Genomic DNA, 20,555 nt, shown 5'->3' on the forward strand with positions numbered 1-20,555 from the left:
GAAAGACATCCTCAGGCGGCGACAGCCTTCGCTCTTTCGGCAAAAGCGCCGCGAATGCTATCGGCCACCGTCTCGATTGGGCCGGACACCTGCGCGGCGGTCAGCAACCGGATATCGAAGGAGCCGAGTTCCGGCAGCCCTTCCTGCAGCCCGAGGATCGCCATGTCCTCGCTGACATAGGAAAGCGGCAGCGGCGCGATGGCGAGATCGGAAAGCACGGCAGCACGCTGCGCCATGGTATGGCCGCTGAGATAGGCGACGCGATAAGGCCGCTTGTTGCGCTCGAGCTGGGCGAGCGCCTCCTGCCGCCAGATGCAGCCGTCCTCCCAGATCGAGATCGGCAGTGGATCGCGTCGATGCGCCGAACCGCAGCGGGCGCCGGCCCAGACCAGGCGCTCGCGGAACACCACCTCGCCGCCGGTCGGGAACGGCCGCGTGGCGCAGTTGATCAGCGCCAGGTCAAGCCGCTGCTCCTCCATGCGCTTCTTCAGACCGACGCTCATGTCGATCGTCACGTCGACCATGATGCCCGGGTAGCTTTCGGCAAAGCTCTTCAGAATCCTCGGCAGCAGCCGCTCGCCGATATCCTCCGGCGCGCCAAGCCTGACGACACCGGTCAGCTCCGGCATGATAAAGCGGGACACCGCCTCGTTCGACAGCGCCAGGATGTTGCGGGCGTAGGAGAGCAGCATCTCGCCATGACGCGTCAGCGTCACTGACCGGGCGTCGCGCAAAAACAGCGTCGCACCGAGCTGTTCCTCGAGCTTCTTGATTTGCATGGAGACTGCCGACGGCGTGCGGAACACAGCCTCCGCGGCGGTGGAAAAATTGCCCGTTTCGGCGATAGCGACGAAAGTGCGCAGCACATCGTTGTCAAGCAAAGGAATGGGACGGCGAAAGGGAAGGCTCATCGTCGCATCTTTCAATTTTTCTGATTTATAACCCCATATCATTTGGTTTGATTGAAAGTCAATCGCACCGCATATTCGGACCGTCGGAAACTTATCAGCAAAGGAGGCCCGACATGGCGCAAACAAGCCCCTGGAATATCGTACAGGCTCTTTCCGTATTCAAGTCACGCAGACGCCGCGATGCCAATCATGAGCAGGCGCTGCGGGAGCTGAAGCGTTTTCCCTCGCACCTACTGGCCGATTGCCAGCGTGAAATCGAGCTGCCCCGCCTGAGCACGGCCGGTCGACCGAAACGGGTCCTGAGGGTGGTTGAATCACCGAGCCGCGCGTGATGCGCGGCTTGAGGCATTTCTTGCGATCGTTCCGGCACCCTTGACCGAACCGTCGGCAGACGAAGAACCTGCCGCCGAGATGTCGTGAACCGGCTGATCGGTCCGTCGAACAGCCATCACATTCCGCCGATGAGCTTGAAGGCGATGATCCACATGGTCGCAGCGACCAGCGTTTCCAGCATCCGCCAGGACGAGGGCTTCGAGAAGATCGGCCGCAGCCATGTCGCGCCATAGCCGAGGGAGAAGAAGAACAGGAAGGAGCCGGTCACGGCGCCTGCGGCAAAAGAAGCCTGCTGCCCCGGATAACGCGTCGAGATCGTGCCGAGCAGCACGACCGTGTCGAGATACACATGCGGATTGAGCCAAGTGAGCGCAAGGCAGGTCGCGAGCGTCTGCCTGAAGCTTGCCGTTTTGGCCTCGGCCGCGGCCAGGGCGGCGTTCGACCGCACGGCAGAATGGAGGCTTTTTGCGCCATACCAGGCGAGAAACGCCGCTCCTCCGTAACGCATGACAGGGTCGAGCCAGGGCATGAGCCTGGCGATCTGCTGCAGGCTGGTCACCCCGAGCACGATCAGCGCGGCGTCGGACAGCGCGCATGCGAGGCAGACGGCAAGGACATGCTCGTTGCGCAAGCCCTGGCGGAGGATGAAGGCGTTCTGAGCGCCGATCGCGACAATGAGGCTGAGGCCCATCGTCAGGCCGGTGAAATAGATTGATAAATTCATCGCTTCTGCAAACGCCTCTCGCTCGACGAGACTTCGCTATCGCACCGAAGAGAATTAGGCTAATTAATCTGCCTAACCTCAATTAAGCAGCGCTAATCCATGCTTGACTACCCCGCCCTCCGTGCCGTCGCCACCGTCGTCCAGACAGGCAGCTTCGAACGCGCCGCGACGGTACTGAATGTCACTCCTTCGGCCGTTTCGCAGCGCGTCAAGCAGCTCGAGGAGCGTCTCGGCGTCGTGCTCATCGTTAGAGGCACACCGTGCACGGCAACCGAAAAGGGAGAATGGTTGTGCCGTCATATGGAAAATGTCAGCATGCTCGAAGCTGAGCTTTTCGGCCATCTGCCCGCGCTCGTTGATCCCGACGAGCCACGCCAAAGGGTGACGCTGCAGATTGCCACCAACGCCGACAGTCTCGGGACCTGGTTCGTGGAAGCTATGTCGAACTTCGCCAGAAGCTCTTCCTATCTGTTGAATATCGCCGTCGACGATCAGGATCACACCGCCGAATGGCTGCAGCGCGGGCGGGTGATCGCGGCCGTCACCAGCCTTGAAAAGCCGATAAGGGGATGCCGGCGTTTCGCGCTTGGCGTTCTACGCTATCATGCGACGGCAACCCCCGATTTCGTCGCCCGCAACTTTCCGCAGGGAGTGACCGCGGAGGCGATCCGCAACGCTCCGGCGCTGACTTTCAGCCAGAAGGACAGGCTGCAGAGCACGTGGGTCCGCCAAACCTTCGGACGCGATCTCGATTATCCCACCCATTGGCTCCCCTCGCCGCAAAGTTTCGTCGAGGCAAGCCTGTCAGGCATGGGTTGGGGAATGAATCCGACTCAGCTGACCCGCGAGCATCTTGCATCGGGGCGGCTGGTCGAGCTGGTGCCGGACACCCCCCTTGATGTTCCCCTATTCTGGCAGATAAACCGATTTGCCGCCGATCGGCTGGCGGAGCTGACGCGCGAAGTCATCAACGTAGCTGGGCGCAATCTCGAAAAAGACAGATCGAAAACCGATACCCTGGGCCTTTGATCGCGCCTGATATCTGAAGCGATCAGACATAAGCCGTTTAGATGCAGAACTCGAAATTGCGCTGACCATGAAAACGGTGGGTTCCGCTTCCCATGGCCGCTTCCAGCATCGTCCCTATGCGATAGCGATGATCTCCAGTTCCTGGCCGCCCGCCTCCACGGCATCCCCGGCAGCCTTGCCCATCAAAAGCCGCGCCACCGGCGAGACGTAGGAAATCGATCCGGCCTTGGGATCGGCCTCGTCCTCTCCGACGATCCGATAGGTTTGCACGCGCCCGTCGTCACGGCGGAAGGTTACCGTGCTGCCGAAGGCAACCACGTCGACTGACGTAGGGTTAGGCATCACCTGGGCAGTGCGAAGTCTTGCCGCTAAGTAGCGAAGATCACGCAATGGATTGGCAGCATGCCGCCGCCGTTCATTCACATCTTCAATGGTATTCGCCGCATCATAGGCCTCGCGCGCCTGCTGGAATTGCAGTTCGAGAGCCTTCAGTCCCGCTTCCGTAACGAGATTTGGATGCGGCGAAACCGGGCGGTCGGGCAACAGGGTTTCCGACGCGGTTTCGAAACTCTCTTCCTTGGTGAAGGCAACGGCCAATCAAAACTCCATGTCAGGCGCAGTGCGCGCCAATCACCGACGGCGGCTGCGCCCTATATTCATCGAGACCATACATATACCGACTGCGCACGAACGCCAATCTTGCCCATCGGCAGCGGCTTTCCCGGTGACGACCTCGGGAACGTCCTGCGCCGCACAGCGTTTATCGCCGCATAGCGTTGAGGAGGATCGAATGCCCTGCGAACGGCGAGATAACTCCGACAAGGACCGGAGCGAAACATGCCTTCGTTCCTGACGGACAGCATGCCGCTGACACCGAGCTGGTGGGATATCGCCGCGCGCATCGCACTGACGGTGATCGCCGGCGGCCTTATCGGCCTCGATCGCGAGCGCGGCGGCCATTCGGCGGGCTTCAGGACCACGATCCTTGTAGCGCTTGCCGCCTGTCTGGCAATGGTCCAGGCAAATCTTCTTCTGTCGACCTACGGAAAAACCTTTAGTTACTTCACGCAGATGGACGTACTGCGCTTCCCTCTCGGCGTCCTCACGGGCGTTGGCTTCCTCGGCGGCGGAGCGATCCTCAGGCGCGGCGATATGATGACCGGCGTCACCACGGCGGCGACCCTGTGGTTCATGACGGTGGTCGGCCTCTGCTTCGGCGGCGGCCAGATTGTCACCGGAACGGTGGCAACGGCTGTCGCCTACATCGTCCTGTCGCCGATGAAGCGGCTGGATACTTGGCTAACCTGCGAACGCAAGGCAACACTCGTCATCCACAGCTCCGAAACCAATGTACCCGACTTATCAGGGGTGCTTAACCCCTTGGGATGCCGTGTCCTTTTTGTTTCATACGGGCCGACGAGCGACGGCCGATCAGGCGTGACCTTCGAGCTACGATGGATGGCAAAGGACCGCGAGGCGTCGTCCCGGGCGATTCTGGACGCACTGTCCGCCCATGATGTCGCGGGTTTCTCGATGCAATCGACGACGACCTGAGATCCCGGACGGCCTTCTTATTTGGCGGCGTGCTCGGGTTTGCCCTTTCTCTTGGTCGAGGCGAATTCTTCCAGCTGCCTTTCGCTCATGGACTCGACCATCTGCTTCGAAGCGCCCTTCAGTTCTTTTTTGGGCGTCTCGCCGCGCTTGGCCGAGAGTGCGGCGCCTGCCGCCTTCTGCTGGGCCTTGGACTTGGCTGGCATATGGAAATCTCCTTCTGCTTTGGTGAGGCCCTCAACGTTTGCTGAGTTCGTCGGGCCTGTGCGCCGCGCGCTTCCCCGATTTATCGCTTTGGACGATGCATTGCGGATCCGCCGCCGACGCCTTGACCTTGTGACCATTGATTTTGGTCGGGCTGGTCTGCTTCCTGACCACCTTGCCCTCGGTCTTTCCCTGGCTGGTATCCCAGCTCACTTCATCGCCTTTTTTCAATCGCCCGGACATGTGGCTTCCCTTGCCGCGAGCAGGCTGCGGCCGAAGCCGCAGCCGATTGCCCGTCAATTGATGGTGGCCCACTGGCTGCGGACGTCCCTGGCGTTCTTCGACAAGTGAACGTGGGCGTCGACGTGGTCGACCCAGTCAAGCGGAATGAGATGGTGCTTGCCATCCTCTGAATCGGTCTTCGTCAGCTTGATGCGGGTCGGACCGTCGAGATGATCCACCGTCCCGACATGCGTGCCATCGGCAGTCAGCACTTCCATATGTTCGCGAATCTGATCTGCGGAAATCATCGTTTCCTCCTTTGCGCCATTGTCAGTACCTGACGGCAACGGCGTGGAGAGCACATGGTTCCAATGCGTCTTACCGCATCTCAAAACCCAGCCTGATCAGCGAACCAATGGGTGTCGCCGGCGGCGGGGCAAACACTTAAAATTATTTGTGAAACTTCGACCTCGTCTCCCATAATCCCAAGGAGACGCCTCACCGGCACCTGAATACTTCGCTCACTCAGCGGAAACGCTCACCAGGTTGGCTTCCTGACCAAAGAAAAGCAGCAGGGATCTCGCGCACTGCTGATGCCGCGCATGAACGATCAGGACCGGGAAACGATCCTGCGGATCAAAAAAGCCCTGGCCGAGCGACTGCAGACGAAGGGTACGATTTCAAGCACGCTCGTCTATGAGGCCGTTATGGATCATGGGGTTCGAACTGTCGATGAGTTCGAGAGTTGGCACCAAGGACATGCGGGCTAAGGAAGTGCATCGATGTCCAGCGCTCGGCGCATGCGATCAGTCCTCGCAAACGACACAGCCCCGCCCCTGCATGCCGTGACCACTACTCCCGCACTATTGGGACATAAATCGCCAAGCTGACGAATCGAGATATTCGTCGCTGCAGTCAGCGTCCGAGGCTGCCAGCGGCGGCGATGATCTCTGCCGCGGTCGGGAAGATGCAGAGGTTGTTCGGCCCGTCGAGCGCTTCGATTTGTACCCAGCCGATGGTGCCGTTCGCATCGACCAGGAAGTGCCCGACGAGCTGGGTAGCGTGGTTCTCGAATATTGCGTTATCGGTTTCATCAAGCTCGAAGCGGTCCTTGGCGTTGAGGATCGTGTTGGCTTCCATCGGGTGTAGCGGTTCTGGCAGCTCGCCCGTTGGGTTGATGCGTGCCGCTTGGAATTGCGCCATCGCTGCACCATATGGCCATTTGGGTTGTTCGCTGCTCCCATCGGGCAGGAACTCGCCATGCGGCACGCCGTAGGCGCGATGGGTGTGGCAGTCGGGATCGCACAGAAGCGTTACCGGCGTCGGCCGGTGGCGGAAATAAAGCGGGCGCGTTCCACCGGCGTATTGATAACGGCCACCGTCTCCACCCCGGCGGCGCGCAGGGTTGGCTGCACGCTGGCAAGCTGTTCCACCTGGCGCCGACAGAACGGGCAGTGCAGCCCGCGAAAGAAGCCGATCAAAAACGGGCGACCGCTCAAGTCGGCGAGCGAGACCGTTCCGTTGAAGTTGGCCGTGGCCAGCGCGAACGCGGGCGCGGAATCTCCTGGCTGCAGCGGGCGCTTCTGGTCTCCCATGAAAAATCCTCTTTCGCATCGTCCAGGTGGACGACCGAAATTCAACTGTATCACTTGTCGCAAGAAGGCCAAGCGCTCGATGTTTGAGATGACCGGTGCGGTATGCGATTCGCGTTCCGACGCGTCGAAGCCGACCCGTGGCACCTGCTAGATAATCCGGTAACAGTTTTCATGGAGCTTCAATTCGGTGAACAATGTGAGTCTGGAATTAAGGAAGAGGACTCCATGCTGAAGGTAGCTGCGGCGCAGACGTTCGTTTCGGCTGATATCGCCGCGAACGGAAGGGGGATACGAAAGCTGATCTCGAGCGCGGCGGCTCAAGGCGTGCGACTTATCAGTTTCTGCGAAGGCACGCTTTCCGGATATGGAAAATTCCAGATCATGGCGCAGGATGATTGGCAGACCTATGATTGGGCGGCTCAAGATGCCGAGCTGCGTGCCATCGCTGAGCTTTGCGGGAAACTTCGCATTTTCGCGGTTGTCGGCGGAGCACATCGGCTCTCCAATGGTCATCCTCCCCACAACAGTCTCTATGTCCTCTCCGAAAGAGGCGCTCTGATCACCAGATACGACAAGAGGTTTCTGTCGAATTCGGAACTGGGCGGCTGGTACACACCTGGAACCCAACCGATCATCTTCGAGGTGGACAGCTATCGATTTGGCTGCGCGATCTGCATCGAATCTCAGTTCGAGGAGGTTTTCCGCGAATATGAGCGATTGGGCGTCGATGGCGTTCTCTTCTCCTCATATGGAATTGCGCCCTACTTTCAGATCGCTTTGCGAGCCCATGCAGGCTTGAACTGCATTTGGATCATCGCAGCTACGCCCGTACAGAAAGCCCATAAGGGACCTGCCGGAGTGATTGGACCGGACGGAGACTGGGCCGCGCGATGTGCGGCGCTGCCCGAACCTGACTTCGCCATGGCGATGTTGGACCGTAACGATGCCGCCTACGACATCCCGCTACAAAAGGCGCGGCCATGGCGAGCCAAAGCAAGGCAAGGAGACATCTATCGGGAGAAGATGGTGGACGACCCAAGGAGTCGTGACAGAAACGAATACTGATGCGGCGATCGCTTGTCACAAAGCCCGTCCATCCCATCGCCCCATGGCCACCAGGTCATTCTCAGCGGTCTTGCCGCTCTCCGCTACAGCCGCGCCCAAGAATCCTTCGTCCATGGGCCATGCTTTTAGCCACGAAGCCACGCCATGAGTGCGCTGCGATCATTCAAAATCATTGATGTTATCCATAAACCCTATTCGTTTGTATGATGGGTTCGCGAGGCCCATATTAGCAGCATGGACATGGACGAACCTCCCATCGCGACCATGTCCCGGCTCAAGAAAGGAACCGAAAATGACCACGCTCACCTATCGGGGTGGTGGCAAGACCCTCACCTCCAGCGAAGGCCGCTTCGATCTGGCATATTATGCCCACAAGCTTGTGCTCGCCTGGACCCGCTGGCAGACCGCCCGCGAAATCGAAGCCATGCCGTTTGACGTCCGCAAGGATATCGGCTGGCCGAGCACCGACGACAGCAAACACCGGACCATGTAATGAATGCGACATTCCTCCTGAGATGAGGGCGGCGTCTGCATCTCGCAACGCCGCCTTTTTCGTCTCTAGCGTCGGATTTCTTCCGTTCGGGACGCACCCATTTCTCCCGCCAGTATGTGAGTTAGCAATGCGTCCCTCGGCAGCTAAGCACCGGCTAACCACTTGCAGTCACTCCCAACGGCTGGCTCTTTCAGCTTTCCTGGCAAATGCCGAAGCAAATGATTTTGCGCGGAACTTGAGCAGCGTCAGGCGGCCCTCGGCACTGCGCGTGTAGACAAGCTCTGAATCACCGACATAGCGATTCCACAGCTGAGCGAAATATATGGCATCCTCTCTTTTTCGGCCGATGATCGAAGGAACCGCGTGATAATCCACCCGCTTCCACCGCCAGAGTTTTGACGACCTGACGAGAATGTAGCGGGGATTCTGTGGGGGGACGAGGACCTCCCGCAGGGCGTCGAGAAAGCGGGATCGTTCGATTGTAGTCGCACCCTCCAGCCGGCAATAGATGATGCCGTTTTGGTCGAGCGTCGCCTCGACGCTTACTTTTTCCAGTTCCGACCTTATGACACCCATATGATGAAGCGCCTCTAGAACGGCTGTCCCCACCTGCTTCATCCTCCCTTCCAATGAGCCGTTCCTGAGCAGCAGCCGGCTGGCTTTAAGCGCGCCCGGCAAACAGTAGATAGCCAGCAACGCGAAGACAACGAATAGGACCACCTCCAGTTGTTGCAGCGTTCGAATATGGGTCGCCCGAAGGCTCTGAAAGAATCCGGTCAAGATCAGGCCGGCGAGCGTGCCACTCTGCGCAAGCAGAAATTTTGTCGTGTTCCAGTTGACCAGCCCCTTGGGGATATAGTTGCTCTCCAATGTTTCCTGCATCCTGGCAATTGCGCGCTTGCTGTGCAGCGCGCTATGCCAGCGGGCTTTCAGCGATTTGCGGTCGATGGCCCACCGTTCCATCATCTTGTTGGTGTCATCAATACCGCGCGCGTCCCACCGCGCCGTGCCGAGCATCAATCGTTGAAAGCCGCTTTCGATCGACGGGGGCTCGCCGAAGGACAACCCCTCAAAGGCATAAAACCGGCGCTTCAGTGCATCGACGTCGATTCCCAGGTCTATTGTCATGGTGTCAAACGGATCCGACGCTTTTCTGTCGGTCGATTTCCTCCCGAAGCGCAGCGGGATTCTCTGCTCGAGTTTTTCAGGATCGATGACTGCCAGATGCCAGACGTTCGCAGCCTTCTGAGGTTTTTGCGGATCGACGCGTATCGCGCGACCCCGCATCTGATTGGAGAGCACATATGATCCTACCGTACTCGCCAGGATCAAGGTGTTTACGGAGGGCGCGTCCCATCCTTCGCCCAGCAAAGCCTGGGTGCCGACCAGGACCGTGATCCCGCCCCGACCGAACAGTTCGGTGATCATATGGACGATATTGCGGCTCCGCTCGCCCGCAAGTTCCACGCTGAGGAAACCGACATCGAACGCCGCCTGCTGATAACGGATATGTTCTGCACCGATGCCAAGATGGTCTGCGATCTCGTCGAGAATTACCTTTGATTCCGCAGGAATGAGAATCAGACTACCGGTCAGAATTCCAAGCTTCACCTCAAGTCCGGACCGCCGCAGGGTCTCAAAGATAGGCACGACGCCCATTCTCCCGATCGGCGGTACGTCTGCAGGCCCGGTGGGCAACATATCCTTCCTTATACAGTCGGAAAGGATAACCATACGGAGTTGGTCACGCATCGACGCGCTTTCGAGCCGGGCGATATCGACGATCGCGCTGAGCTTGCTCAAGCTCGACACCAACAGCTTCTGAACCGATCGCGGATCAGCCAGTCGCACTTTGCCGTGCTCCACGGCCTTGATCTCCCTTAGCCTGTCTTGCTGGTAGCGGACTGTCGGCTCCGCGTCTTCGAAATCGTCGCGATAGGTGTAGACCACCCCGTTCAGCAACACCTCTATCCATTCAAGCGTCAGATCCGGTATTTCCCGCGCCTTGACGCCGAGAATGTCGAGAGTCGACTGCGGCAGGTCGACATACTGCGCATTCAGGAAGATCAGCATGCTGGAGAAAAAGCGGGCATCATCCAGTATATGCTCTACATTTTCGATCGGCTGCGTAATCCACGGGTGATGCAGAATTGCCTGCTTGAATTCTGCGCTCTCGAGCAGCGTTTCGATGAACTCAGCGACCTCAGCGCGAAACTCCGCGAGTTTCTGTGCTTCCAGCGCACTCGGCAGGCTGAAATGGACATAGTCCTGATGGGGACAAAGGTCGCCCTGCAGCACGAGTTCAGGCACGGAAATTTCACCATCTATCGGCCCGCAAAGCGCCTGATAGCGGTCCCATTCCTGCGGATCGACATCATATGGCGGCGTAGCGGTGAGCGCGACAACGGTGGGCTTGCCCAACGCTTGCTTGAGCATCGTCAGGGCCTTCCACCACTCGTTTCTAAGATGGTGCGCCTCGTCGAGCACAAGGGTGCGAACGTTCTCGTCGCGCAGCTTCGCGATGATCTTCTTTCTCGCTTTCTCGGCCTGCTGCTTGCTTGCTTCGACGGATCGTGCTCCGTCGCTGTGCTCCTCTTCGCTGTCGATAATTTCTTCTTCAGACGTATGCCCCGAGAACGCCGCATGTAGAGCCTGATAGGTGATGATCGTGATAGTGCTAGGAGCCCTTACATCATGAGAAATCCAGTCCGGTTCAGCGTTGTTAGCGGGCAGGAACATGGCGCGCAGCCGCTGCGCCCATTGGTCTCGGATGGTCTTGCTCGGGGCCAGGATCAAAGTCGCCTCACCAAGCCTGCGCATCACCTCAAGGCCTAAAATCGTTTTGCCCGAGCCGGGTGCTGCGACGATATGCAAACTGTCATCGCCTATGAGATTTGCCAGATCATCAAGTATCTTCTGCTGGTATGCTCGCCACTTACCCTGAAAAGCGAGGTCCTTCATTCAAATCTACCTTTTGGATTAAATGCGACGAGCTGTGGTGAAAGTTGCGATTAAAATTCTTCAGCAGCATTGCACCATCTTGGCTTGGATCATGCAACGCTAGGTCTCCTCTCGCTGCCTTTCGAGGGAATTTCAACAGCATCCGCAATGGGCACCGGACCATGTAGTGAATGCGACATTCCTTCCAAGATGAGGGCGGCGTCTGCATCACGCAACGCCGCCTTTTTCGTGCGTGCCCTTTCGTTCCCAAGCCGTCTTCAGATTTGAATTTCAGTACTCTATAAAGGCGCCCGGCCTCCGACCTGCCCCTATTTGGGCGGTCTAACCGGTCAAATCGCGGTCAATGTCGCATATTTGCTCTTCCCGGCCGCATTTTTCCATGCCAGTGTCGCTTTCAGGACATCGGCGCGACGCATTCCGCGCAACGAATATGTCATCGCCCCTCGAGCATGGATTTGTGCAATGAACAGGATGCAGATCAAGAAGCGTTCGCTGGTCTTCTTTATGGTACCGCAATTCACCATGCTGCCTTTCTCGGCGGCCGTGGACACGTTGCGCATCGCCAACCGCATGCTCGGCTACCAGGCCTATACCTGGCGGCTCGCCTCCCTCGACGGGGAAAAAGTCTATTCTTCCTGCGGCATCGGCGTCGAGGCCAATTCCTCGCTCGCCGAGGAGCGCCGCCATCTCGGTGGCGAAAACCGGCCGGGCATGGTGCTCGTCTGTTCCGGCATCGATGTCGAGCAGTTCAACAACAAGTCGGTCAATGCCTGGCTGCGCGAATGCTACAATCGCGGCGTCGCCGTCGGCAGCCTCTGTACGGGCGCGCACGTGCTCGCCCAGGCCGGCCTGCTCAACGGCAAGCGCTGCGCCATCCATTGGGAAAACCTGCCGGGCTTCTCCGAAGCCTTCCCGCAGGCGGAGGTCTATGCCGATCTCTACGAAATCGACGGCAACCTCTATACCTGCGCTGGCGGCACCGCCTCGCTCGACATGATGCTGAACCTCGTCGGCGAGGATTTCGGCGAAAGCCTCGTCAATCGCATCTGCGAACAGCACCTGACCGACCGCGTGCGCAACCCGCATGATCGCCAGCGCCTGCCGCTGCGCGCCCGCCTCGGCGTGCAGAACGCCAAGGTGCTGTCGATCATCGAGTTGATGGAAGGCAATCTCGCCGAGCCGCTGTCGCTGATCGAGATCGCCGATGGCGCCGGCCTTTCCCGGCGCCAGATCGAGCGGCTGTTCCGCCAGGAGATGGGCCGCTCGCCCGCCCGCTACTATCTGGAAATCCGTCTCGACCGCGCCCGTCACCTGCTGGTGCAGTCCTCGATGCCGGTCGTAGAAGTCGCCGTCGCCTGCGGCTTCGTTTCGGCCTCGCATTTCTCCAAGTGTTATCGCGAACTCTACCATCGCTCGCCGCAGCAGGAGCGCGCCGAGCGCAAGATGACCATGGCGACCGCGCGTCAGGCCGTTGCCGCCTGAGGTGGCCGCAACACAAGAAGCTGACCAGTCGTCATGCTCGGCCTTGTGCCGAGCATCTAACCACGGGTTGATAGGGCAGCAGATCCTCGGCACAAGGCCGAGGATGATGGCCAGTGGCGACGGGTCACGCTACTGCGCCGCTTCTTCCGTCATCCTGGCGTCGGAATAGACCTGGTTGCGGCCCCGGTGTTTCGCCATGTAGAGGAACTGGTCGGCGGCGTTCAGGTAATTCTCGAAGGTCTCGTAGCCGCCAATCTCGGCGATGCCGATCGAAATCGTGACGCCGAGCTCCTCGTCGTCGGCGGTGACCTTCAACCGCGAAATATCCGAGCGGATCTCGTCGCAAAGCTTGGTCGCGGCAGCCGAATCCATCTGCGGAAAGAGGATGGCGAATTCTTCGCCGCCAAGCCGGGAGAGAAGATTGTCGCTGCCCTCGAAGATCGTAAACAGCCGGTTTGCGACCGCCTTCAGCACCTTGTCACCGATCTCGTGACCGTAGGTATCGTTCAGGCGCTTGAAATGGTCGATATCGAGGATGGCGACCGAACTCGGCACCTTCAGCCGCAGACATTCGTTCACCAGCTTCGGGCCATTGTCATAGAAATAGCGACGGTTATAGAGACCGGTCAGGTAGTCGCACGCCGCCGCCGCCCTCAGCTGCCGCATCTGCGCCAGCGTCTCGGCATTGTTGGCAATGCGGCATTGCAGCTCCTCGGCGACAAAGGGCCGGTAGAGGAAGTCGCTGGCGCCGGCCTTGAGGAAACTGGCAGACAGCATGCGGTCGTTGGAGGAGGAAACGCCGATAACACGCAGCCTGTCCGAGCCGAAGCGGTGTCGGATGCGCCGCGTCAGCTCGTAACCGCTCATATCGGGCATATGGTGATCGGTGACGACGAGCTCGATGTCGCCGTAGGCTTCGAGAGCGGCTAGCGCCTCAAGTCCCGAGCTTGCCTCGACGACGAGATATTGCTGTGCCTTGAGAAGGTCGACGAGAACCTGGCGCGCCGAGACGACATCGTCGACGACGAGCACCCGCGTCTTGCGGTTGGAGATCGCCCGGCGGACGGTAGCGACCAGATTATCGAGCGCGAACTCATTGTCCTTCAGCACGTAGTCGATGACATTGCGCTCCATGATCCTGTTGCGCGTGTTGAGATCGAATGTGGCGGTAAAGACGATTGCCGGAATATCGTGCTCGATTGTACAGTCGAGCGCCTCGCCATAGGGCGAATCCGGCAGGTTGAGATCGACGACGGCCATGGTGTAGCCGTGACCATCTTCGGCAAGCTCCCTGCGAAGCGCTTTCAGCGACGAGCAGGATTTGACGGCAAGCCCAAGTTCCGTCTGGAACCGGTGACAGAGCACGGCTGAAAACATTCGGGAATCTTCAACCAGAAGTATCTTGAGCCCGCCGGAGCGCAGCCCGATTCCATCTCGCTGAAAATCCGCTTGAAAAGCCACAGCCGCTATTCTCCCCTGCGCCCCACGGGCTCGACTCGGCCCTTCCCCCGGCGGGGCGGACGATAACCGAGAGGCCTGTGCGCGTGAAGGGGACAAATGATGCTGTTACTTGTAATTGCAAAAATTCGATGCCGGTCCCCGACCGGCATCCCCGCCTCGCTGGCAATGCTCAAGCTGGGAGAGCCGTCAGGCAACTGCCCGCTCCTTGCGCATCGACTGGATTTGCAAAAGCGTATCGAGATTCTGATTGACGCGGCAGTAGAACTCCTCGTCGATGAAGGGGCGCAGCATGAAATCATTGCCGCCGGCCTTGAGGAACCGCGCCGAAAGCAACCGGTTCGAGGAGGAGGAAACGCCGATGATGCGCAACTCATGCGAGCCGATATTGGCGCGGATGCGCCGTGTCAGCTCGAAGCCGTCAATGTCGGGCATGTTGTAGTCAGTGATCATCAGGCCGATATCCCGGTTGGCTTTCAGGATCTCCAATGCCTTGCCGCCGCTCTCGGCGACGCTGACGCGGAAATTATAGCGTTTTAGCCGGCTCGACAGCAGGGCGCGCGCCGTGGCGCTGTCGTCGACGATCAGCACATGGTGGCGATGATTGGTCAGGAACCGGCAGATCGACTCCGCCAGCAGATCGACAGCGAAAATATTGTCCTTGAGGATATAGTCGACGATATCCTTGGCCATCAGCTTGTCCCGCATGCTTTCATGAAAGGTGCCGGTAAAGACGATGGTCGGAATGGAGAGATCGACCAGATATTCCAGTGCCTCGCCGTTTTCGGCGCCGGGCAGATTGATGTTCGAGATCGCCAGGGTGATCGGATCGGAAGATTTGTCGTAGGCAAATTGCAAATCTTCGAAGTTGCGGCAGATTTCGACATTAATGTCGAACAACTCCTTGAGGCGTTTGCTGATCATCGAGGTGAATACGTTTGAATCTTCGGCGACAATAATACGCGCGCCGGCAAACATCTCTCCGGAATATTGCATCCCCGAAATACCCAAAAACGCCATGGTAAACCTTTAATGTAAAATTCATCCCCGGCCCAAACTGATACATCAATTGATTTGACTAATCATTAATCGGCGAGAGACGACAAAGCGGCCAGATAGAGCCACCGGGGAATTCTTGCCGGTATGATTAAGAAATCAGGCACGGAGCGCCGCGTTCTGTGCCGCGAGCGGCTTTCGCCGACAATTGTCGCCTTATGGGTCGTGGACCTTGATCTCAGCTTCGGCTCTCTTTAGCACAGTCGCACCGCGGTATTGCAAGCTCCTGCTTACCATTAATCGTGGGCCGTATACGATGCCCGAAATCAGGTCGGCCGGCGCGGCGATAACCCGTCCAACGCCGCGAGACAAAAGCGAGTTGCCTTGAGCCCGTCCGGCTGGCGGAGCAGAATTGGCCGCCTTGACCTCGGTGATATGATAGCCCGGCTTCACCGGCCGGCCGTGCAATCGAAAACCAGCGTGCGTCCTCGTTGCCGGAGAGCGCATCAAGCAGCAGGCCGAGGCTGATCTCCTCCGCCTGAATTTCATCATTGTCGACGGCCTTCATCTGCGCTAATCCTCGTTTCAACTATTCAAGGACCATTGAAATATGGATCAACGTCAAGCCCTCGCCGCGTTCGGCGCGCTTTCACAGGAAACGCGCCTCCACATCATTCGCATGCTTGTCGTCTCTGGTCCTGACGGAATGGCGGCGGGCTCCATCGCCGAAAAGGCGGAGGTGTCGCCGTCCAACGTGTCTTTCCATCTGAAGGAGCTGGAACGATCCGGGCTGATCACCCAGCAGCGTGAATCCCGCTCGATCATTTATACCGCCAATTACGATGCGCTTGGCGGGCTGATCCGTTTCCTGACGGAGGATTGCTGCGGCGGGAATGCCGAGATCTGCGCTCCCGCCGCCGTTGCCGCATGCTGTGCACCTGCAACCAAGGAGGAACTGCAATGACCACAGATCGCGTTTACAATGTGCTCTTTCTCTGCACTGCCAATTCGTCGCGCTCGATCTTGGCGGAGTCGATCCTCGAGACAGAGGGCAAGGGTCGGTTCAAGGCCTATTCCGCCGGCAGCCAGCCGAGAGGCGAAGTCAACCCATTGGCGCTGAAGGAGCTGCAGGCGCTGGGTTATCCCGCAACCGGCTTTCGCTCGAAGAGCTGGGACGAGTTTGCCGAACCCGATGCACCGGAGATGGATTTCATCTTTACCGTCTGCGATACCGCCCATGGCGAAGCCTGCCCTGTCTGGATCGGTCATCCGATGACCGCTCACTGGGGCGTCGAGGATCCGGCTGCCGTCGAGGGCAGCGACGTCGAGAAGGGCCGCGCCTTCGCAAAGGCCGCCCGTTTCCTGAAAAACAGGATCATGGCCTTCCTCAGCCTGCCCTTGGCCTCGATCGACAAGCTGGCGCTGGAGCAGCACCTGCGCCAGATCGGCGCGATGGAAGGCGCGACGGCAAAACCGGCAGGAGCCGGCTGATGGCCTCATACGATCTATCGCGGCGACTGGTCGCGGAGGCGCTCGGCACCGCCATGCTGGTGGCGACCGTGGTCGGCTCGGGCATCATGGCGACATCGCTGACTGCGGATGTCGGCCTCGCCCTGCTCGGCAATACGCTGGCGACCGGCGCAATCCTGGTCGTGCTGATCACCGTGCTGGGGCCGATTTCCGGCGCCCATTTCAACCCGGCCGTCTCGCTGATTTTCGCCATGTCGGGCTCGCTGCCGAAGCGCGACCTTGGCGTCTATATGCTGGCGCAGTTTGCCGGCGGCGTGGCCGGGACGGTCTGCGCCCACCTGATGTTCAACCTGCCGCTGCTGGAACTGTCGAGCACGGTGCGCACCGGCGGCGCCCAATGGTTTTCCGAGGCGATTGCGACCTTCGGCCTCGTCGCAGTCATTCTCGCCGGCATCCGCTTCGAGCAGAAGGCCGTTCCATGGCTTGTCGGCCTCTATATCACCGCCGCCTACTGGTTCACCGCTTCGACCTCGTTTGCCAATCCGGCCGTGGCCTTCGCCCGCTCCCTGACCGACACCTTTTCCGGCATCCGCCCGATCGATGTTCCGGGCTTCTGGCTTACCGAAATATCAGGTGCGGTCGCAGCCCTCCTCCTGATCACCTGGCTGCTGCAGCCAGCCGCATCATCGTCATCAACCCTGTCGTCCGAGGCGAAGCTATGAACGTCATCATCTACCACAATCCCGCCTGCGGTACCTCGCGCAACACGCTGGCGATGATCCGCAATGCCGGTATCGAGCCGACCGTTATCGAATATGTCAACACACCACCGTCGCGCACGGAGCTGATGAAGATGATCGCCGATGCCGGCCTGACTGTGCGCCAGGCCCTGCGCGAGAAGGACACGCCCTACGTCGAACTCGGCCTCGGCAATCCCGATCTGAGTGACGACCAGTTGCTCGATGCCATGCTCGCCCAGCCGATCCTGATCAACCGGCCCTTCGTCATCACTCCGCTCGGCACACGGCTGTCACGGCCCTCCGAACTGGTCCTGGAAATTCTGCCGGAGACGCACAAGGGCGCCTTCACCAAGGAAGACGGCGAGAAGGTGCTCGATGCCGAGGGCAAGCGCATCGGCTGATCCCTGACTATTTGACGACGGCCGAACCCTTGATGATATCGATCGTCTCGCCGCCGTCGAGACCGATGCGGTCGCCGTCGGGCGTCGTCATGAAACAGCCGGAAGGGCAGAGATTTTCCGAAGCCCCGGCATCGACCACGACCTCGACGCGCTGGCCGCCCTCGGTGATGACGAGCACCACGGCGGCAGGATCGGTGTTGGTGACGGATGCCGCACGGGCCGCCGGCGCGGCAAGCAGCGGGACAAGCAGAACGGCGGCAAATCTTGCCATCATGTGCGGCGGCGCGTGTGCGCCCTCCCCTCGAACGATCGGTGCTGCCCTCGGCAGCGATCCCGATGCAAGGGATCATGCACATAGACCTGTGAATGATGGCTGAATGAGCCGTTCAGCTCTTCAGACTGGCCTCGGCGGTGCGGCCGCGCAACTGTCTCACCCGATGTTCCTCCTCGCCGGCAGCCGCGTCCGCGGAACTGGACCTGACGTCCCGCGCTTCGTTCGCGATGGCGGCGGGCGCTTCGCGGTGGATGGTAAGATCGCTCTGCGGCAGCGGAATCTCGATGCCTTCGGCCTTGAACCGTCGGAGAATCTCGATCCTGAGATTGTTGCGCACCGTCATGCCGTCGCCCATGTCGGCGAGAAAGAAGCGCAACTCGAAATCCAGCGAATACGGGCCGAAACGCAGGAACTCGACATGCGGCTCGGGATTGCGCATGACGAGCGGGATCTTGGCTGTCAGTTCGAGCAGGATATCCATGACCTGCTGCGGATCGGCGTCGTAGCTGACCGAAACGGGAATTTCCGAGCGGCCGATCTTGTTGCGATGCGTCCAGTTGCCGACGAGGCCGTTGATCAGCTCCGAATTCGGCACGATGATCGACTGTTTGCGGAAGGTCTCAATCTCGGTGGCGCGCACCGAGATGCGCTTGACGATGCCTTCGGCCGTGCCCGACACGACATGGTCGCCGACCTTGAACGGCCGCTCCACCAGCAGGATCAGGCCGGAGACGAAGTTCGAGACGATGTTCTGCAGGCCGAAACCGATACCGACCGAAAGCGCAGAAGCGACGAGCGCCAGGCTGGACAGATCGATGCCGGCCGACGAAACGCCGATGATCGCCGCCAGGCCGACGCCGAGATAGCCGATGCCCGTCTTGACCGAATTGCGCACGCCGAGATCGACGTGGCTGCGCGCCATCACGTTGCTGTCGAGCCAGCGCTGCAGCCAGCGCGACAGAAGATAGACGCCAGCAAACAGCAGGATGCCGGTGCAGATGCCGAGCAGCGAGATGCTGATGCCGCCGAGCTTGACCTCGGTAAACAGCCGGTAGGCGAGCAGCTGCAGGTCCTGCACATGGAAGCCCCAGAGCAGCAGGATCAGCGGCACGCCGACGACGAGCGCCACCGCATAGATGGCAAGGCCGACGAGCAGGCCGACCTGGTCGATCGCCACCGGCCCGAGATTGAAGCGGCGCGTCAGGAAGCGTGCGAAGAAGGTATCGCCGAAGCTCTCCTGCCGCGAGATCGCCTTGCCGGAGAGTAGGCCGACATACATGGTGGCGACCACTGCGCCGGTGATGATGAGCTGCGTCGCGACGAAGCGCGCCAGCCCGACATAGCCTGAGAGGGCCGTGACGATGAGGCCGGCGCCGACGACGCGCAGGATGATCGCCATGCCGCGGGGCCAATGCCGGCCCGGCGCATCCGGATCGCCGCTTCTTGCCAGCATCGGCTTGCCGAAGGAGGCAGCGATCAGGATGATGCCGATGATCAGCGCGGCGATCAGGCTGCGGACCACCGTCAGCACCAGCGGCGAACCCATCGCCTCGCTGACCGTACCGAACAGATAGTCGAGCCCGTTGACAACTGCCATCGCCAGCAGGCAGTAGCCGATCGAGCGGGCGCCGAGATTGGAAAGCTTCACCAGCCGCCAATGCGGTTCACGCGGCGCAAAGATGGCGTTGACGAACCGGCCGACAAAATAGACGAGCCCGATCGTGCCGAACAGCGCGCCGATGACGGGCGCGATATCGGGCCTGAGCACGTTGAAACTGTTGAGGAAGAAGAACGATGTGACGAGCAGCACCGCCAGCGCCAGCGTGCGGATCAATGTCGACCAGAAGGCGATCGACAACCGGCCGATATATGATGGGTTCTCGACCGCCTCATCACGGAGCAGATAGGCGCCGAACAGCCGATAACTGCCGGAGAGCAGGATGAGCGCCGAGGCGAGCGACAGGAAGATCGCTGCAAACAACGGGAAGCGCTTGAACTTCCAGACGAAGGCAGCCCAGCTGGACAGGGCCTGCGAGAATTCGCTGACCTCGTGCACGAAAGCGCCGGCGGCATCGTCGAGAACCGAGACGGAGATTTCGGTGCGTCTGAAGAGTGTGTCGGCGAAAAGCCGCCGCCGCATCTCGATAATCTCGTTGACAAGCTTCGTCACCGCGATCGACAGGTTTTCGGCGTCGCCTGTCACCGCATTGATCTGCGCACGCTCGGCGGCAAGTGCATTGCGTTCCTGAGTGACGATCTCAGCCTCGGGCGGCTGCCCATCCTTCGGCGGGTCGCCGATCTCGCCAAGGCGGTTTTTGATCTGATCGAAACGCGGCCTGAGATTGACCGAGATAGTGATGACGGCGCGGCTGAGTTCGTCGGCCTTGGTCGCAATCCCGACCAGCGCATCATCATTATCAGCGTTTTGCTTGACGCTGTCCTGGAGCGAACCCAGCTGGACCTTCGCCTTTTCGAGTTCCTTCGCCGCCTGAGCGGATGGCGTATCGACAAGCGGCGTCTCCGCTGTCGCCTGCGTCTGCTGTTCCTGCGCCAAGGCTGCAGCACTCTCGAAATGCACCCCGGCAGACACCAGCGTCATCAGAAGAATTGTGCGAAGCAGGATCGTTCTCAGCCGCAAAAGCGCCT

23 protein-coding genes and 1 pseudogene are annotated in these 20,555 nt (G+C 59.9%); 11 read left to right on the forward strand and 13 right to left on the reverse strand.

Annotated features, from left to right (window positions below; all coding sequences use genetic code 11):
- Positions 1-11 precede the first annotated feature (11 nt).
- Positions 12-953 (reverse strand): LysR family transcriptional regulator, encoded by a 942-nt coding sequence (locus tag AMC88_RS12745; protein WP_004680590.1) that lies wholly within the window; start codon positions 951-953, stop codon positions 12-14.
- Positions 954-1,024: 71 nt separating this feature from the next.
- On the opposite strand from AMC88_RS12745, the gene AMC88_RS12750 reads away from it, so the two are divergent.
- Positions 1,025-1,243 (forward strand): hypothetical protein, encoded by a 219-nt coding sequence (locus AMC88_RS12750; protein WP_029531298.1) that lies wholly within the window; start codon positions 1,025-1,027, stop codon positions 1,241-1,243.
- Positions 1,244-1,359: 116 nt separating this feature from the next.
- Here the strand turns inward: AMC88_RS12750 and AMC88_RS12755 are convergent, their stop codons facing one another.
- On the reverse strand, positions 1,360-1,968 hold the full coding sequence (locus AMC88_RS12755; protein ID WP_010020265.1) for a LysE/ArgO family amino acid transporter: 609 nt from the start codon (positions 1,966-1,968) through the stop codon (positions 1,360-1,362).
- A 99-nt stretch (positions 1,969-2,067) separates the two neighbouring features.
- Here AMC88_RS12755 and AMC88_RS12760 point away from each other — a divergent pair, with 99 nt between their 5' ends.
- Positions 2,068-2,997, forward strand: coding sequence for a LysR family transcriptional regulator ArgP (locus AMC88_RS12760; protein WP_012484162.1), 930 nt, complete (start codon positions 2,068-2,070; stop codon positions 2,995-2,997).
- 114 nt (positions 2,998-3,111) lie between these two features.
- Here AMC88_RS12760 and greA read toward each other — a convergent pair whose 3' ends face one another.
- Entirely contained in the window at positions 3,112-3,594 is a 483-nt protein-coding gene (gene greA / locus AMC88_RS12765) for a transcription elongation factor GreA (RefSeq protein ID WP_010024509.1), read from the reverse strand.
- A gap of 240 nt (positions 3,595-3,834) precedes the next feature.
- On the opposite strand from greA, the gene AMC88_RS12770 reads away from it, so the two are divergent.
- Entirely contained in the window at positions 3,835-4,551 is a 717-nt protein-coding gene (locus AMC88_RS12770; protein ID WP_010024507.1) for an MgtC/SapB family protein, read from the forward strand.
- Positions 4,552-4,568: 17 nt separating this feature from the next.
- Here AMC88_RS12770 and AMC88_RS12775 read toward each other — a convergent pair whose 3' ends face one another.
- From AMC88_RS12775 to AMC88_RS12785, 3 genes are read right to left on the reverse strand one after another with little or no spacing between them, the layout of a single operon-like run.
- On the reverse strand, positions 4,569-4,754 hold the full coding sequence (locus AMC88_RS12775) for a DUF3008 family protein (protein WP_012484163.1): 186 nt from the start codon (positions 4,752-4,754) through the stop codon (positions 4,569-4,571).
- Between the two features lie 31 nt (positions 4,755-4,785).
- Positions 4,786-4,995 carry a hypervirulence associated TUDOR domain-containing protein gene (locus AMC88_RS12780; RefSeq protein WP_010024503.1) on the reverse strand — a complete coding sequence of 70 codons (210 nt, stop codon included), beginning with the start codon at positions 4,993-4,995 and terminating at the stop codon, positions 4,786-4,788.
- 53 nt (positions 4,996-5,048) lie between these two features.
- Positions 5,049-5,282 carry a DUF2171 domain-containing protein gene (locus tag AMC88_RS12785; protein ID WP_003564293.1) on the reverse strand — a complete coding sequence of 78 codons (234 nt, stop codon included), beginning with the start codon at positions 5,280-5,282 and terminating at the stop codon, positions 5,049-5,051.
- Positions 5,283-5,576: 294 nt separating this feature from the next.
- Between AMC88_RS12785 and AMC88_RS33610 the strand changes: the two genes are divergently transcribed.
- Positions 5,577-5,744 carry a hypothetical protein gene (locus tag AMC88_RS33610; protein WP_157050079.1) on the forward strand — a complete coding sequence of 56 codons (168 nt, stop codon included), beginning with the start codon at positions 5,577-5,579 and terminating at the stop codon, positions 5,742-5,744.
- A gap of 145 nt (positions 5,745-5,889) precedes the next feature.
- On the opposite strand, the pseudogene AMC88_RS12790 reads toward AMC88_RS33610, so the two are convergent.
- Positions 5,890-6,569: pseudogene (locus AMC88_RS12790) on the reverse strand (redoxin domain-containing protein).
- A gap of 228 nt (positions 6,570-6,797) precedes the next feature.
- Here AMC88_RS12790 and AMC88_RS12795 point away from each other — a divergent pair.
- Both AMC88_RS12795 and AMC88_RS12800 read left to right on the forward strand, forming a co-directional pair.
- Complete coding sequence (locus AMC88_RS12795; protein ID WP_041683892.1) at positions 6,798-7,634, forward strand: carbon-nitrogen hydrolase family protein; 837 nt, start codon at positions 6,798-6,800, stop codon at positions 7,632-7,634.
- 292 nt (positions 7,635-7,926) lie between these two features.
- Positions 7,927-8,127, forward strand: a complete 201-nt coding sequence (locus tag AMC88_RS12800; protein WP_004680618.1) for a hypothetical protein — start codon at positions 7,927-7,929, stop codon at positions 8,125-8,127.
- 168 nt (positions 8,128-8,295) lie between these two features.
- Here the strand turns inward: AMC88_RS12800 and AMC88_RS12805 are convergent, their stop codons facing one another.
- Complete coding sequence (locus AMC88_RS12805; RefSeq protein ID WP_064825351.1) at positions 8,296-11,088, reverse strand: DEAD/DEAH box helicase family protein; 2,793 nt, start codon at positions 11,086-11,088, stop codon at positions 8,296-8,298.
- A 462-nt stretch (positions 11,089-11,550) separates the two neighbouring features.
- Here AMC88_RS12805 and AMC88_RS12810 point away from each other — a divergent pair, with 462 nt between their 5' ends.
- Positions 11,551-12,570 carry a GlxA family transcriptional regulator gene (locus AMC88_RS12810; protein ID WP_003579912.1) on the forward strand — a complete coding sequence of 340 codons (1,020 nt, stop codon included), beginning with the start codon at positions 11,551-11,553 and terminating at the stop codon, positions 12,568-12,570.
- A gap of 129 nt (positions 12,571-12,699) precedes the next feature.
- On the opposite strand, the gene AMC88_RS12815 is transcribed toward AMC88_RS12810, so the two are convergent.
- The 3 genes from AMC88_RS12815 to AMC88_RS33100 all read right to left on the reverse strand — a co-directional run bounded on the left by AMC88_RS12815 (position 12,700) and on the right by AMC88_RS33100 (position 15,592).
- Positions 12,700-14,031, reverse strand: a complete 1,332-nt coding sequence (locus tag AMC88_RS12815; RefSeq protein ID WP_012484169.1) for a diguanylate cyclase — start codon at positions 14,029-14,031, stop codon at positions 12,700-12,702.
- 186 nt (positions 14,032-14,217) lie between these two features.
- Positions 14,218-15,048 carry a response regulator gene (locus AMC88_RS12820; protein WP_004680626.1) on the reverse strand — a complete coding sequence of 277 codons (831 nt, stop codon included), beginning with the start codon at positions 15,046-15,048 and terminating at the stop codon, positions 14,218-14,220.
- 214 nt (positions 15,049-15,262) lie between these two features.
- Positions 15,263-15,592 carry a hypothetical protein gene (locus AMC88_RS33100; RefSeq protein ID WP_150128060.1) on the reverse strand — a complete coding sequence of 110 codons (330 nt, stop codon included), beginning with the start codon at positions 15,590-15,592 and terminating at the stop codon, positions 15,263-15,265.
- Positions 15,593-15,634: 42 nt separating this feature from the next.
- On the opposite strand from AMC88_RS33100, the gene AMC88_RS12825 reads away from it, so the two are divergent.
- The 4 genes from AMC88_RS12825 to arsC are packed head-to-tail and all read left to right on the forward strand — an operon-like array spanning position 15,635 to position 17,635.
- The gene (locus AMC88_RS12825; protein ID WP_012484172.1) at positions 15,635-15,988 is read left to right on the forward strand and encodes an ArsR/SmtB family transcription factor; all 354 of its coding nucleotides are present in this window, start codon (positions 15,635-15,637) and stop codon (positions 15,986-15,988) included.
- On the forward strand, positions 15,985-16,515 hold the full coding sequence (locus AMC88_RS12830; protein ID WP_012484173.1) for an arsenate reductase ArsC: 531 nt from the start codon (positions 15,985-15,987) through the stop codon (positions 16,513-16,515). Before AMC88_RS12825 ends, AMC88_RS12830 begins: the two co-directional genes overlap by 4 nt.
- The gene (locus tag AMC88_RS12835) at positions 16,515-17,216 is read left to right on the forward strand and encodes an MIP/aquaporin family protein (protein ID WP_012484174.1); all 702 of its coding nucleotides are present in this window, start codon (positions 16,515-16,517) and stop codon (positions 17,214-17,216) included. The genes AMC88_RS12830 and AMC88_RS12835 overlap by 1 nt, the downstream gene beginning before the upstream one ends.
- Positions 17,213-17,635 (forward strand): arsenate reductase (glutaredoxin), encoded by a 423-nt coding sequence (gene arsC / locus AMC88_RS12840; RefSeq protein WP_016733346.1) that lies wholly within the window; start codon positions 17,213-17,215, stop codon positions 17,633-17,635. Before AMC88_RS12835 ends, arsC begins: the two co-directional genes overlap by 4 nt.
- Before the next feature lie 7 nt (positions 17,636-17,642).
- Here the strand turns inward: arsC and AMC88_RS12845 are convergent, their stop codons facing one another.
- Both AMC88_RS12845 and AMC88_RS12850 read right to left on the reverse strand, forming a co-directional pair.
- Entirely contained in the window at positions 17,643-17,909 is a 267-nt protein-coding gene (locus AMC88_RS12845; RefSeq protein WP_064825352.1) for a hypothetical protein, read from the reverse strand.
- 112 nt (positions 17,910-18,021) lie between these two features.
- Entirely contained in the window at positions 18,022-20,547 is a 2,526-nt protein-coding gene (locus AMC88_RS12850) for a mechanosensitive ion channel family protein (RefSeq protein WP_064825353.1), read from the reverse strand.
- Positions 20,548-20,555 lie beyond the last annotated feature (8 nt).

The sequence above is a fragment of the Rhizobium phaseoli genome (assembly GCF_001664385.1).
In the GTDB taxonomy this organism is placed as follows: domain Bacteria; phylum Pseudomonadota; class Alphaproteobacteria; order Rhizobiales; family Rhizobiaceae; genus Rhizobium; species Rhizobium phaseoli.